This is a genomic window from Roseococcus sp. GW821-FHT12F05 (assembly GCF_058806835.1).
Map to the genome: position 1 here is coordinate 54257 of NZ_JBXAQB010000002.1, position 14122 is coordinate 68378.

General features: G+C 67.8%; 11 protein-coding genes. 8 read left to right on the top strand and 3 right to left on the bottom strand.

What is annotated here, in order from left to right; genetic code table 11:
* Positions 1-104: 104 nt before the first annotated feature.
* Positions 105-3551, bottom strand: a complete 3447-nt coding sequence (gene mfd / locus AC1ROY_RS05015; RefSeq protein WP_493147498.1) for a transcription-repair coupling factor — start codon at positions 3549-3551, stop codon at positions 105-107.
* Complete coding sequence (locus AC1ROY_RS05020) at positions 3548-3805, bottom strand: FAD assembly factor SdhE (protein ID WP_493147499.1); 258 nt, start codon at positions 3803-3805, stop codon at positions 3548-3550. Before AC1ROY_RS05020 ends, mfd begins: the two co-directional genes overlap by 4 nt.
* Before the next feature lie 67 nt (positions 3806-3872).
* Between AC1ROY_RS05020 and recG the strand changes: the two genes are divergently transcribed.
* From recG to AC1ROY_RS05060, 8 genes are all read left to right on the top strand, one after another.
* Positions 3873-5951 (top strand): ATP-dependent DNA helicase RecG, encoded by a 2079-nt coding sequence (recG, locus tag AC1ROY_RS05025; RefSeq protein WP_493147500.1) that lies wholly within the window; start codon positions 3873-3875, stop codon positions 5949-5951.
* Positions 5952-6015: 64 nt separating this feature from the next.
* Entirely contained in the window at positions 6016-6741 is a 726-nt protein-coding gene (locus AC1ROY_RS05030; RefSeq protein WP_493147501.1) for an ABC transporter ATP-binding protein, read from the top strand.
* Positions 6742-6793: 52 nt separating this feature from the next.
* A complete protein-coding gene (locus tag AC1ROY_RS05035; protein WP_493147502.1) occupies positions 6794-7525 on the top strand; it encodes an ABC transporter permease in 732 nt (243 codons plus the stop codon).
* Between the two features lie 4 nt (positions 7526-7529).
* A complete protein-coding gene (locus AC1ROY_RS05040) occupies positions 7530-9449 on the top strand; it encodes a GldG family protein (RefSeq protein ID WP_493147503.1) in 1920 nt (639 codons plus the stop codon).
* Positions 9446-10507 carry a DUF4340 domain-containing protein gene (locus AC1ROY_RS05045; protein WP_493147504.1) on the top strand — a complete coding sequence of 354 codons (1062 nt, stop codon included), beginning with the start codon at positions 9446-9448 and terminating at the stop codon, positions 10505-10507. Before AC1ROY_RS05040 ends, AC1ROY_RS05045 begins: the two co-directional genes overlap by 4 nt.
* A complete protein-coding gene (locus AC1ROY_RS05050) occupies positions 10504-10953 on the top strand; it encodes an NUDIX hydrolase (protein ID WP_493147505.1) in 450 nt (149 codons plus the stop codon). Before AC1ROY_RS05045 ends, AC1ROY_RS05050 begins: the two co-directional genes overlap by 4 nt.
* Before the next feature lie 37 nt (positions 10954-10990).
* Positions 10991-11977, top strand: coding sequence for a Bug family tripartite tricarboxylate transporter substrate binding protein (locus AC1ROY_RS05055; protein ID WP_493147506.1), 987 nt, complete (start codon positions 10991-10993; stop codon positions 11975-11977).
* A 30-nt stretch (positions 11978-12007) separates the two neighbouring features.
* A complete protein-coding gene (locus AC1ROY_RS05060) occupies positions 12008-13279 on the top strand; it encodes a GTP pyrophosphokinase (RefSeq protein ID WP_493147507.1) in 1272 nt (423 codons plus the stop codon).
* Positions 13280-13284: 5 nt separating this feature from the next.
* On the opposite strand, the gene panC is transcribed toward AC1ROY_RS05060, so the two are convergent.
* The gene (panC, locus tag AC1ROY_RS05065) at positions 13285-14121 is read right to left on the bottom strand and encodes a pantoate--beta-alanine ligase (RefSeq protein ID WP_493147508.1); all 837 of its coding nucleotides are present in this window, start codon (positions 14119-14121) and stop codon (positions 13285-13287) included.
* Position 14122 lies beyond the last annotated feature (1 nt).

Consider the following 14122-nt stretch of genomic DNA (forward strand, 5'->3'; position numbering starts at 1 on the left):
AGAAGGGGGGGGGGGGGGGGGGGGGGGGGGGGGGGGGGGGGGCCCCCCCCCCCCCCCCCCCCCCCCCCCCCCCCCGCCAGGGCTTTTGGCCCTGGACCCGAAAACTAGGCCGCCTTCGCCTGGGTCGCGACTTCCAGCAACTTGGATACCAGGCCGCGTGCGGCCTTCACGCGCGCCTCGAAGGGCAGCTCGCGCAGCAAGGCCAGCTTGTGGTCGGGGCGCAGCGAGATGATGCCCTTCTGGCTCGACACCCAGGCCACCAGCCCCGCCGGATTGGCGAAGCGGTTCTTGTGGAAGGCCACCACCACGCCCTTCGGCCCGGCATCCACCTTCTCCACCCCCGCCGCGCGGCATTGCAGCTTCAGCGCCACCACCTGCAGCAGGTTCTCCACCTCCACCGGGATCGGCCCGAAGCGGTCCGCCAGCTCGGCCGCGATCGCCTCCACCTCGGCATCCGTCACCAGCGCGCCGATGCGGCGGTACAGCCCGAGCCGCACCGGCAGTTCCTGCACATAGGTCTCGGGGATCAGCACCGGCAGGCCGAGGTTGATCTGCGGAGTGAAGCTGCCCTCCGCCTCGCGATGCTTGCGCGAGCCGGCCCGCAGGTCGGCCACCGCCTCCTCCAGCATCTCCTGGTAGAGCTCGATGCCGACCTCGCGGATCTGGCCCGACTGCTCCTCGCCCAGCAGGTTGCCGGCGCCGCGGATGTCGAGGTCGTGGCTGGCCAGCGTGAAGCCGGCGCCGAGGTTGTCCAGCGTCTGCATCACCTCCAGCCGCTTCTGCGCCGTGGGCGAGAGGCGGTGGTGCGGCGGCCAGGTCAGGTAGGCATAGCCGCGCTGCTTGCCGCGCCCCACGCGCCCGCGCAGCTGGTAGAGCTGGCCCAGGCCGAACATGTCGGCCCGGTGGATGATGAGCGTGTTCACCGCGGGCATGTCGAGACCGCTCTCGACGATGTTGGTGGCGAGCAGGACGTCGTACTTGCCGTCGCCGAACTCGGTCATGACCTGCTCGAGCTCGGTCGGCGCGAGCCGGCCATGGGCCTGCACGACCCGCGCCTCGGGCGCGACCTCGGCCAGGCGCTCGTACATGCGAGACATGTCCTCGATCCGCGGCACGACGACGAAGATCTGGCCGCCGCGGAAGCGCTCGCGCTGAACGGCCTCGCGCAGGACGAGGCTGTCCCAGGGCATGATAAAGGTGCGGACGGCCAGGCGGTCCACCGGCGGCGTGGCGATCACGCTCATCTCGCGCACGCCGGAGAGCGCCAGCTGCAGGGTGCGCGGGATGGGCGTGGCGGTGAGCGTCAGCACATGGACGCCGGCCTGGAGCTCCTTCAGGCGCTCCTTGTGTTTCACGCCGAAATGCTGCTCCTCGTCCACGATGACGAGGCCGAGATCGGCGAACTGGATCGTCTTGCCCAGCAGCGCATGGGTGCCGACCACGATGTCGACGGAGCCGTCGGCGATGCCGGCCTTCACCGCCGCCGCCTCCTTGCCCGTCACCATGCGGGAAAGCTGCGCCACCTTCACGGGCATGCCGGCGAAGCGCGCGGTGAAGGTGCGATGATGCTGGCGGGCCAGCAGCGTGGTCGGCACGACCACGGCCACCTGCACCCCGGCCATGGCGACGGTGAAGGCGGCGCGCAGGGCCACCTCGGTCTTGCCGAAGCCGACGTCGCCGCAGATGAGGCGGTCCATCGGCTTGCCGGCGGCGAGGTCCTCCAGCACGTCGGCGATGGCGCGTGCCTGGTCCTCCGTCTCGGCATAGGGGAAACGGGCGCAGAACTCGTCCCATGTGCCTTCGGGCGGCGCCATGATGGGCGCCTCGCGGGTCTGGCGCTCGGCGGCGATGCGGATGAGCGCCGAGGCCATGTCGGCGATGCGCTGCTTGGCCTTGGATTTCCGCGCCTGCCAGGAGGCGCCGCCCAGCTTGTCCAGCGCCACGCCGGCAGTCTCGCTGCCGAAGCGGGACAGGATCTCGATGTTCTCGACGGGGACGAAGAGCTTGTCGCCGCCGTCGTAGATCATCCGCAGGCAGTCGTGCGGCGCACCGCTCACCTCGATGGTGGCGAGGCCGTCGTAGCGGCCGATGCCGTGGTCCTGGTGGACCAGCAGGTCGCCGACCTCGATCTGGGTGGCGTCGGCGATGAACTGGTCGGCGCGCTTCTTCCGCCGGGGCGGGCGGGCGATGCGCTCGCCCAGAAGGTCCTGCTCGGCGGTGATGGAGAGGTGCTCGGCGGTGAAGCCGCGCTCCAGGCCGAGGATGCCGACGCCGACCGTTCCGGGCTTGAGCTTCTGGAACGCGTAGAAGTCTTCCACGGGTTCCGCGGTGACGCGGTTTTCCCGCAGGAGCGTGACCAGCCGCTCGCGCGAGCCGCGCGTCCAGGCGGCGAGCATGGGCTGCCGGCCGCGGCCGCGCTCCGTCTCGGCATGCGCGCCATAGGCGGAGAAGAGGTTTTCCCCGGCCTGGCGGATCTCGGTGAAGAGCCGCCCTGCCCGCCCGCCGGCATCGTAGCCCTCGGCGCCCTCGGGCTTGTGGAACGGGGAGAAGTTGAGCCGCTTGCCGCCGGAGAGCATGCGGTCCCAGCCCGCCTGGTCCAGGTAGAGCAGCTTCGGCGGCGCCGGGCGGTAGGGCACCTCGCCCTCGCTGATCCGGGCCGGGATGCGGCGGGCCTCGTAATGGTCCTGGATCATCTCCAGCCGCGCGGCGAGCGCATCCTGCGCCTGGGCGTCGAGGCTGACCGAGGCGCCGGGCAGGTAGTCGAGCAGCGTCTCCATGTGGTCGTGGAAGAGCCCGGCCCAGTGCTCCATGCCCGGATGCCGCCGCCCCGCGCTGATGGAGACGTAGAGCGGGTCCTCGGCGGCCGCATTGCCGAAAAGCTCGCGGTACTGCGCCCGGAAGCGTTCGATCGAGGGCGGATCGAGGAAGACCTCGCCGACCGGACGCAGAGTCAGCCGGTCCAGCGCGGCGCCGCTGCGCTGGGTGCCGGTGTCGAGCCTTCGGATGCTCTCGATCTCGTCGCCGAAGAGGTCGAGCCGCATGGGCTCGCTCTCGCCGGACGGAAACAGGTCCAGGATGCCGCCGCGCACGGCGTATTCGCCCGGCTCCATCACGGTGCCGGTGCGGTTGTAGCCGTTGGAATCGAGGAAGCGCGTGATGTCCTCGATATCCGCCCGGCCGCCCTTGCGCAGCAGCAGGGCCGAGCCCTGGAAGGCGGTGCGGGGCGGCACCTTCTGCACCAGCGCGTTCACCGTGGTCAGCACGATGCGCGGGCCGGTCGCCTTGGTGGTCAGTTCGGCCAGCGTCGCCACGCGCTCGGCCACCAGCTCCGGATTGGGCGAGACGCGGTCATAGGGCAGGCAGTCCCAGGCCGGCAGGCGCAGGATCTCGGCCTCGGGCATGAAGAAGCCCAGCGCGTCGGTGAGCCGCGCCATGCGCGCATCGTCGCGGCAGACATGGATGACCGGCTCCTGGCTCTCGGCCCGGCGCTGGCGGATGAGGAGGGCGTCATAGCCTTCCGGGGCGCCGTAGACGTCGAGACCATTCGTCATCGGAGGTGGTCCGGCAGGCCGGAACCGGGGAGCGCGGCGGCGGTGATGATACGGTCCAGCAGCGGCCCGCGGGCCTCGTCGGGCACCGGCTGGCGGCCGGAAAGCCAATCGGTCAGGTCCACGTCGGGCAGTTCCAGGATGCGGTCCAGCTCGGCCAGTTCTGCCTCGGAGAAGCCCGCGATGTGCCGGCGCACGAAGCCACCGAGCATCAGGTCGCACTCCTTGGTGCCGCGGTGCAGAGCGCGGAACAGCATGCGTCGCTGGCGGGCGGGAAGCTCGGGGGTTTCGTCAGGACTCGTCACGAATGGCATATAGGCCCGCGTGAGCCAGACTGTCAGCCTCTCGGGTCTCCTCGAACCCCTTGATTCCCTTCCCGGCGTCGGTCCCAAGCGGGCCCTGCTGCTGGAAAAGGCCTGCGGCGGCCCGCGCGTGCTCGACCTCCTCTTCCACCTGCCCGACCGTGTGGCCGAGCGGCGGCGGATCGCGCATCCCTCCGAAGCCTTGCCCGACATCGATTCCGTGCTGCGCGTGACCCCGATCTCCTTCCGCTCGGCGATGAGCCGCGCCTCCCGCCGCTATATCGAGGTGCGCACGCAGGAGGAGGTCACGCTGCGCTTCATGCAGTCCAATCTCGGCTGGATCGAGCGCCTGCTGCCGCGCGGCGAGGCCCGCTTCATCTCCGGCCGCATCCGGCCCGAGGGTGAGGCCTGGTCCTGCATCAGCCCGGATGTGGCCGCGGACGAGGAAGCATTGCCTCTGCTGGAGGCGGTCTGGACGCTGACCGAGGGCCTGGCGCGTGGCCACATGGCGCCGGCGATGAAGGCCGCGCTGGCCCGCCTGCCCGACCTGCCGGAATGGCACGACGAGCCGCTGATGCGGCGCGAGGCCTGGCCGCCCTTCGCGGAGGCCTTGCGTGCCCTGCACGCCCCGGTCACCCGTGCGACGGAAAAGCCCTGGGAGCGACTGGCCTATGACGAGATCCTGGCGGGCCAGATCGCGCTCGGCCTGCTGCGCCGCCGGCGCCGCGATGCGCCGGGGCGCTCCTTGATCGGAGATGGAAGTTTGCGTCGCAAGGCGCTGGCATCCTTCGGCTTCGCCCCGACCCGCGACCAGACCCGCACCCTGGCCGAGATCGAGGCCGACCTGGCCGCGCCCCACCGCATGCTGCGCCTGCTGCAGGGCGATGTCGGCTCGGGCAAGACGCTGGTGGCGGTGCTGGCCATGCTGCAGGCGGTGGAGGCCGGAGCCCAGGCCGCGCTCATGGCGCCGACCGAGATCCTGGCCCGTCAGCACGCCCGTACGTTGGAAAAACTCTGCCCCGTCCCGGTCGCCCTGCTGGCCGGCAGCGTGAAGGGCGCCGAGCGCCGCCGCGTCCTGGCCGGCTTCGCCGACGGCTCCATCCCCATCGCCATCGGCACCCATGCCCTCTTCCAGGAGGCGGTGGAGTTTTCCGATCTCGGCCTCGCCGTGGTGGACGAGCAGCACCGCTTCGGCGTGGCCCAGCGGCTGGAGCTCTCGCGCAAGGGCGAGCAGGTGGACATGCTGGTCATGACCGCGACGCCCATCCCCCGGACCCTCCAGCTCACGCAATGGGGCGAGATGCAGGTCAGCCGCATCGCGGAAAAGCCGGCGGGACGGCAGCCCATCGCCACCCGCATCGCGAGCGGCGCCCGGCTGGAGGAGATCGTGGCCCGCATGGCCGCGGCGCTGGAGCGCGGCGAGCGCGCCTATTGGGTCGTCCGCGCCATCACCGGCGGCGAGCACGACGACAGCATCGCCGCCGAGACCCGCTTCGCCGAGCTCTCCGAGCGCTTCCCGGGAAAAGTTGGCCTCGCCCATGGCGAGCTGGATGTGGATGTCCGCGAGAAGGCCCTGGCCGATTTCGCGACCGGCCGGACGCAGATCCTGGTCGCCACCACCGTCATCGAGGTCGGCGTGGACGTGCCGGAAGCCACCATCATCCTCATCGAGCAGGCCGAGCGCTTCGGGCTGTCCGCCCTGCACCAGCTCCGCGGCCGGGTCGGACGAGGCAAAAAACCGTCCTCCTGCCTGCTGGTGCATTCCGAGCACCTGTCCGAGCGCGAAAAGGAACGCCTCCTCATCCTGCGCGACACGGAGGACGGCTTCGTCATCGCCGAGGAGGACCTGCGCCTGCGCGGCGGCGGCGAGGCGCTCGGCACCCGCCAGGCCGGCCAGGTCCAGTTCAAGCTGGGCCTCCGCGGCGAGGAGGACTCGGCCGCCGAGCGCCGCCAGCGCGACCTGATCGAGATGGGCGCCCAGGACGCAGAGGTGCTGCTCCAGCGCGATCCGGACCTCACCTCCCCCCGCGGAAAGGCCGCCCGCGACCTCCTCCGCCTCTTCGACAAGCTCGACGCCGTGGCCATCCTGGCCGCCGGATGAACGCCCCGCGACTTGAAAACCCCCGCACCCCCGCTAAACCGGCGGGCGGATTGGGAGATCTGGATTGACCGCACTCATCGAGATCGAGGGGCTGACGAAAAAATTCGGCAGCTTCACCGCCGTGGACGACGTCGGCTTCTCCGTGGCCAGGGGCGAGGTGGTGGGCTTCCTCGGCCCCAACGGCGCCGGGAAATCCACCACCATGCGCATGCTGGCCGGCTTCATGCTGCCGACCTCCGGCACCGCCCGCATCTGCGGCCACGACATCGTGGACAGCCCCGTGGCCGCCAAGCGTGAGCTGGGCTTCCTGCCCGAGGGCGCCCCCACCTACCCCGAGATGTCCGTCATCGACTTTCTGTCGTTCTGCGCCCGCATCCGCGGCTTCCGGGGCTCGGAGAAGGACGACCGGGTCGCCACCGCCATGGCCCAGACCCAGCTCGAGGGCGTCCGGCTCCAGCCGATCGAGACCCTCTCCAAGGGCTTCAAGCGCCGCGTCGGCCTGGCGCAGGCACTGCTGCACTCGCCGCCGGTGCTGGTCCTCGACGAGCCCACCGACGGGCTCGACCCCAATCAGAAGCACGAGGTGCGCGAGCTGATCCGCACCATGGCGCCGGACAAGGCCATCATCATCTCGACCCATATCCTCGAGGAGGTGGCCGCCGTCTGCACGCGCGCCATCATCATCGCCCGCGGCAAGGTGCTGGCCGATTCCCCGCCGGCCGACCTCGTGTCGGAAGGCCGCTCGATGGACGACGTCTTCCGGATCCTGACCCTCGGAGAAGCACGATAATGGCCGCCGATTCACGCCTTCGGGCCCGCGCCCTCCGGCGATCGGAGGCGACATGAGCGCCGCCATGATCGTCGCGCGGCGCGAATTCGCCGCCTATTTCGCGACGCCCGTCGCCACCGTCTTCATCGTGATCTTCCTGGTGCTGGCCGGGGCGCTGACCTTCACCCTCGGCGGCTTCTTCACCCGCGGACAGGCCGACCTGATCCCCTTCTTCAGCTTCGTCCCCTGGCTCTTCCTCTTCTTGGTGCCCGCGCTGACCATGCGGCTCTGGGCCGAGGAGCGGCGCCTCGGCACCATCGAGCTGCTGCTGACCCTGCCCATCACCGCCGCCCAGGCCGTGGTCGGAAAATTCCTGGCCGCCTGGGCCTTCTGCGCCGTGGCCCTGGCGCTGACCTTCCCGCTCTGGATCACGATCAACCTGCTGGGTCAGCCGGACAACGGCGTGGTGCTGACCGGCTATCTCGGCTGCCTGCTGGTGGCCGGCACCTATCTCGCTGTCGGAGCCGCCATCTCGGCCCTGACGCGCAACCAGGTGATCGCCTTCGTGCTGGCCGTCGCGGCCTGCTTCCTCTTCGCCGCCGCGGGCTCACCGGTCGTGACGGAGTTCCTCTCCGCCAACCTGCCCGTCCTGGCCGACGTGGCGCGGGGCGTCTCCGTCAACGAGCGCTTCGCCGGCTTCACCCGCGGGGTGATCTCGGCGCGCGACTTCATCTTCTTCGCCAGCTTCATCGCCTTCTGGCTCTTCCTGAACGCGGTGATCCTCGAACACAAGAAGGCGGATTGATCCCATGAGGAACCGTCGCCTCACCTATTCGGCCCTCGGCGTCCTGCTGGCGCTGGCGCTGGCCGTGGGCGTGAACCTGCTCGCCGACCGGACGCTCTACGCCGCCCGCGTCGACCTCACGCAGCAGCGCCTCTACACCCTATCCCCCGGCACGCGGCAGGTGCTGGCCGGCCTGCAGGACCCGATCACGCTGCGGCTCTTCTACTCCCGCAAGCTCGGTTCCGAGGTCCCGCAATACGGCACCTATGCCGAGCGCGTGCGCGAGATGCTGCGCGAATACGTCGCGGCCTCCGGCGGCAAGATCCGGCTGGAGTTCTTCGACCCCGAGCCCTTCTCCGACGTCGAGGACCGCGCCATGGCCCTCGGCCTGCAGGGCGTGCCCGTCGATCAGGGCGGCGAGCAGGTCTATTTCGGCCTCTCGGCGGCGAACCTCACCGACGAGGAGCGCAATATCCCCTTCTTCCAGACGGACCGCGAGCGCTTCCTGGAAGCCGACCTGACCCGCCTGATCTTCGAGCTTTCGCACCCCACGCGCCCGGTCCTCGGCGTCATGTCGCCGCTGCCGCTGAACGGCGATCCCCGCGCGATGATGATGCGCCAGCCGCAGCTCGCGCAGCCGCAGGTGGTGATCCGCCAGCTGCGCGAGAGCTTCACCGTCCAGGACGTGCCCATGGACGCGCAGGTGATCCCGCCCGAGGTGCAGATCCTGCTCCTCGCCCATCCGCAGGGCCTGTCGGACGCGGCGCAATACGCCGTGGACCAGTTCGTCATGCGCGGCGGCAAGCTGTTCCTGATGGTGGACCCGCACAGCGAGATGCAGGCCACCCGCCCGGGCCCGACCGGCCGTCCGCCGACGGACACGGCCTCCTCCCTGCCGCGGCTGCTGAACGCCTGGGGCGTCGACGCGCCCTCCGACCAGGTGGTGCTCGACCTGCGCGGCGCCTGGCGCGTCCGCGCCGGGCCCACCGACCGCGTCCAGGCCGTCGACTACATCGCCTGGTTCAACCTGCAGGGCGACAGCATCAACCGCACCGAGGTCGCCACCGCGCAGATCGAGCAGGTGACGGTGGCCTCCGCGGGCTTCCTCGCCCCGCGCGAGGGCGCCGGCATCGAGTTCATCCCCCTGCTGACCAGCTCCTCGCAATCCATGCTGGTGGACGCGGCCAAGGTGCGCACCGAGCCCTCGCCCACCCGCATCCTCGCGGACTTCCGCGCGGACGGGCAGCGCCGGGTGATCGCCGCCCGCATCCGCGGCAACCTGCGCAGCGCCTTCCCCGACGGGCCGCCCGCGCTCGCCGAGGGGCAGACCCGGCCGGAGAATTTTCCCGCCCATCGCGCGGCGACCGAGGGGCCGGCGAACATCGTCGTCGCCAACGACGCCGACATCCTGGAGGACCGCTTCTGGGTCCGCGTGCAGGACTTCTTCGGCCAGCAGGTGGCCCAGCCGTTCTCGGGCAATGGCAGCTTCGTGGCCAATGTCTCCGACACGCTGGCCGGCTCCGACGCCATGATCAGCCTGCGCTCGCGCGGCGAGGGCCAGCGGCCCTTCGAGCTGGTGGACAACATCCGCCGCCAGGCCGACGCGCAGTTCCGCCAGTCCGAGCAGCAGCTCACCGAGCGGCTGACCGCCACGGAGCGGCGCCTGCGCGAGCTGCGGCAGGGCACCGGCGGCGAAGGCGCGAGAAACACCAACCAGACCGTCATCACCCCCGAGCAGCGCGCCGAGATCGACCGCGCCCGCGAGGAGATCGCGGCCACGCGCCGCCAGCTCCGCGGCGTGCAGCTCGAATTGCGGCGCGACATCGAGACGCTGGAGTTCTGGCTCCGCGTCTTCAACATCGCCTTCGTCCCGATCCTGCTGACCATCTTCGCGGTCGCCCTCGCCGTAGTGAGGAGCCGCCGTCGCGCGGCGGCCCGGGCATGATCGGGCGCCGCGGGCTGCTGCTGCTGGGCGGGGCCGCCGTCGTCACCATCGGCGGCGCCTACCTGCTCAAGCCGCAGAACGAGTCCGAGGGCGTCTTCGTCCCGGGCACCCTCGCCTTCCCCGGCCTCGCGCCGCGTCTCGCGAACGCCCAGAAGATCGAGCTGACCCGCCACGGCCAGGCCACCACGCTGAACCGCGACGGCGACACCTGGCGCATCGAGCAGACCGGCGGCTACCCCGCCCGGGGCGAGCGCATCCGCGAGCTGCTGACCGGCCTCACCGAGCTCCGCCTCGTCGAGGAGCGCACCTCCGACCCCGCGCGGCACGCGGATATCGGCGTGGACGACCCCAGCCGCGACGGCAGCACCGCCGCGAAGCTGCGCGTGCTGGACGGCCAGGGCGGCGTGATCGCCGAGCTGATCCTCGGCCGCCGCCGCGTCCGCACCCAGGGCAACGTGCCGGAATCCATCTATGTCCGCCGTCCCTCCGAGCAGAAATCCTGGCTCGCCGAGGGGCGGATGATCGCCGATGCCGACCCGCAGCTCTGGATCAACCGCGACATCGCGGCCCTGGCCCCCGACCGCCTGCGCCGCGCCGAGATCAACCGCTCCGGCGAGAATCCGCTCGTCCTGGCCCGTGCCGGCGAGGTGGACGCGCCGCTGGAGATCGTGACGCCCGCGGACCACCCCGTCGCCGACCGCACCTCGCTCGACGAGGTCGCCCGCTCCTTCGACATGCTGACCTTCATCGAGGTCCGCCGCGCCGCCGAGGCGCCGGGCGAGGCGCTGGGCGAGACGAAGTTCACCTACACCGACGGCCTCACCATCACCGCCTGGCCGCAGCGCGACGGGCAGGTGCTCTGGGTGAAGCTGCGCGCCGAGGGCGACAGCGACGAGACCAAGGGCTTCCAGGCGCGGTGGGAGGGCTGGGCCTACCAGCTCGGCATCTGGAAGGAGAAGGCGATGATCCCGACGCTGGCCGACCTGCTGCCCCAGGCGCCCGCGGCCGCCGACCCCGACGTCGACCCGGCCGCGCGGGCCCCCGCAGCCCGTCCGTGACGACAGACGACCGCGAGTATCCCGACCGTCCCTGGGTCGGCATCGGCGTCGTGCTCTTCCGGGGCGACGAGGTGCTGCTGGTCCAGCGGGGCAAGCCGCCGCGGGTGGGCTCCTGGTCGCTGCCCGGCGGCGCGCAGCACATCGGCGAGACCACCCAGACCGCCGCCCGGCGCGAGCTGCTGGAGGAGACCGGGCTGCAGGCCGGCCCGCTGATCCTGGCCGACGTGATCGACGCCATCTCGCTCGATGCCCGGGGCAAGCCGCGCTACCACTACACCATCGTCGACTACTGCGCGCATTGGCACGCGGGCGAGGCCATCCCCGGCGACGACGTCGCGGCCGTCGCCTGGGCAGGACCGCAGCAACTCGCTGCCTACAAGCTGACCAGGGCCGCGCTGGACGTCATCGCATTGTCGCGCGTGAGGCTTGCCGACGCATCGCAATAACCGTCAACATGGCCGTATCATTAAGGAACACACGGCCATGACGTTGCGACGCAGCATGCTTCTTGGGGCGGCCGCCCTCACTCTTGCCGCCCCGGCGCTGCGCGCGCAGGGCCGCCCGGTGCGGCTCGTCGTCCCCTTCCCGCCCGGCGGCGCGGTGGACCTGCTGGGGCGCATCATGGCCGAGAGGCTGGCCGGCCCGCTCGGCACCTCCGTCGTCATCGAGAACCGCGGCGGCGCGGGCGGGATGATCGGCGCCGACTTTCTCGCCAAGGGCGACAAGGACGGCACGATGATCGGGCTGATCGGCGTCACCACCCTTTGCGCCTTCCCCTTCATGACGAGCCGGCTGCCCTTCAACCCGCGCACGGATTTCGCCCCGGTCTCACAGATCACCGACGGCGCGCTGATGTGCGTGGTGAATGCGGAGAATGCGCGGCGCAACGGCTGGACCGATTTTCGCAAATTGGTGGAGTGGAGCCGCAGCCATCCCGACCAGGTGAAGATGGGCAGCAGCGGCACCGGGACCTCGAGCCACATCAACATCGAGGCAATCAACGCGGCGGCGAATGCGAAGATCCTGCACGTGCCCTATCGCGGCGGCGGGCCGGCCATCACGGACACGCTGTCCGGCACGATCGACATGATGTTCGACGTGATGCCGGCGCTGATGCCGCATGTGACATCAGGGAAATTTCTGGCGTTTGCGGTGAGCTCGCGCGAGCGGCTCTCGATCCTGCCGGACGTGCCGGGGATGAAGGATTTTTCCGACCTCGGCCTGGGGCAGCACAATGTCGTGACCTGGAACGCGGTGATGGCGCCGGGCGGGACGCCAGCCGAGCACGTGAACCGGCTGCATGGGGCGATCAAGGCGATCGCGGCGCAGCAGGACTTCATCGATCGGCTGAAGCCGCTGGGCTACGGGACGGTGGTGAGCGAGACGCCGGCAGCGATGGGCGCGCTGGTGGAGGCGGAGACACCGGTTTGGCAGCGGCTGGTTCAGGTTTCGGGGGCTAGGCTGGAGTAATATTATAACTTTTGGCGCGGAAAAGTGAACATGAATGACAAGCACGCGTCCGACCCGAATCCGGACTTAATTGAGGAATTTATTGCCAATTACATGCGCGAAGTCGATTTTTACAGAGAAGCCGCACGCTTATCTGCTAATAAAATTCAATCTCTTCTTGAGGCCAATGCGATCGCAGCAATGGTGACGTATCGCGAAAAGAATGCTGCTAGTCTAAGAAAAAAAATACAACAAAGATACAAAGAAAAAAACTATAAGACAATGCAGGAAATTCGCGATGATATAGTTGATCTTGCTGGCGTAAGAATTGCTTTATATTTTCCAAATGATAGAGAAAAAGTAGAAAAAATTCTACGCGCTAATTTTGATATTAATGACAATGTTCGAATATTTCCTGCAGCTGACAAGAAAATGCCCAAGGGGAAAAAATTTACCGGCTATCACGCTACACATTTTCGCGCATCCCTTTTGGACGATGGTAAAGATCCTAATATTTCGCGATTTTGTTCGGCAAAATTAGAAATTCAAGTCGGCTCTGTTCTAATGCATGCCTGGGCGGAGGTAGAGCACGACCTGTCTTATAAGCCTTCCAAATCAGATCTATCAGAGGAAGAGCTTGATATTTTAGACGAGCTTAATGGCTTAGTTTTGGCGGGAGAGATAACACTAACTCGCCTTAAACGGGCTATTGAGCGGCGAATTGAACAACAAGATCGGCCTTTTGACAATGAGTTTGAATTAGGAGTCTTTTTACATCATCTGATTAAAGAAAAATTTCCAGAGCATGGCGCCAAGGCTACAATAGGAAGTCTTGAGCATCCATTTAGGATTTTGCGCGGTTATGGCCTTAACAAGCCGGAAGCTATTAGAGCATTGATTAAACATGTCACAGTTATCGGTACCAATATTTCAGTTGCCCCCATTTTAATTGATGCAATAGGGAAAGAATTTCCTGATCTCGAAGGAAAAAAACTTAGGAATGATTTGATTGATTCGTCGCTGAATCAAAAAATGAAAATTGCCATTAGAGAAAAAGCTACTTTTCTCATAACAAAAATATCCGAGCTCGAAAAATATCTTGACTCAATTCTTCCCAAGCGCATTGGCGACTTTTCCTCTTATTCTTTAGCCAACTTTGGATTTTCGAGAAATACTGCTTCAATGATTCGTGATTTATTCAGAGCACGGGCGCGCTTGGTTGATGATCCCCTTCAAATGGGCATCGATCGTTTAGAGAATTACGAACTTATGGCCGATTATGTTAGGATTGAAGCAGAGCAGGTTAAGCAAAAAGGAAGATAATATATCTATGTGCTAATATTGTCGATTAATCTTACTTGCTCAATCCAAGCTGCCCCTAACACCCGCCCAGGCTTATCTAATCTGTCCATATCTTCAAATTGCTGCTCACTCCGTAACGCCACGTAATCTACCTGCCGGAACCCGGCCTCCCGCAGCCGTTCCTCCGCCTCCTCACAGGCCTCCGCGGCCGTAGCCCCTGCCTTCAGCCGCTCCGCCGCATGGATGAGCACCGCATGCAGCGCCACCGCCTTCTCCCGCGCCTCCGGATCCAGGTAGGCGTTGCGCGAGGACAGCGCCAACCCATCCGCCGCCCGCACCGTCGGCACCGTCTCGATCGCGATCGGCAGGGCCAGGTCCTCCACCACGCGGCGGATCACCATCACCTGCTGCCAGTCCTTCTCGCCGAAGACGGCCACATCCGCCCGCGTCAGCCCGAAGATCCGCGTGCAGACCAGCGCCACCCCGCCGAACATCTGCGGCCGGTGCGTCCCCTCCAGCCCCTCGGCCGGCCCCGACATGACGATGCGCGTGGCGAAGCCCGGCGGGTACATCACCTCCACCGGAGGCGCGAAGAGCAGGTCGCACCCCGCCGCCTCCAGCTTCCGTACGTCGCCCGCCTCGTCGCGCGGGTAGCGGCCGAGATCCTCGTGCGGCGCAAATTGCGTCGGGTTGACGAAGATGGTCGCGATCACCCGCGGCGCCAGCTCCCGCGCCCGGGCGACGAGGGCCAGGTGGCCCTCGTGCAGGTAGCCCATGGTGGGCACGACGGCCACGCGCTCGCCGGCCGCGCGCCAGGCGGAGACGGCGGCCGCCAGCGCGGCCGCGTCACGAACGATCCGCATG

Coding starts and splice junctions, on each gene's coding strand:
- AC1ROY_RS05055 (WP_493147506.1), top strand. CDS start 10,991: ATGACGTTGCGACGCAGCATGCTTCTTGGGGCGGCCGCCCTCACTCTT.
- AC1ROY_RS05020 (WP_493147499.1), bottom strand. CDS start 3,805: ATGCTGTTCCGCGCTCTGCACCGCGGCACCAAGGAGTGCGACCTGATG.
- AC1ROY_RS05035 (WP_493147502.1), top strand. CDS start 6,794: ATGAGCGCCGCCATGATCGTCGCGCGGCGCGAATTCGCCGCCTATTTC.
- AC1ROY_RS05060 (WP_493147507.1), top strand. CDS start 12,008: ATGAATGACAAGCACGCGTCCGACCCGAATCCGGACTTAATTGAGGAA.
- panC (WP_493147508.1), bottom strand. CDS start 14,121: ATGCGGATCGTTCGTGACGCGGCCGCGCTGGCGGCCGCCGTCTCCGCC.
- AC1ROY_RS05040 (WP_493147503.1), top strand. CDS start 7,530: ATGAGGAACCGTCGCCTCACCTATTCGGCCCTCGGCGTCCTGCTGGCG.
- AC1ROY_RS05045 (WP_493147504.1), top strand. CDS start 9,446: ATGATCGGGCGCCGCGGGCTGCTGCTGCTGGGCGGGGCCGCCGTCGTC.
- mfd (WP_493147498.1), bottom strand. CDS start 3,551: ATGACGAATGGTCTCGACGTCTACGGCGCCCCGGAAGGCTATGACGCC.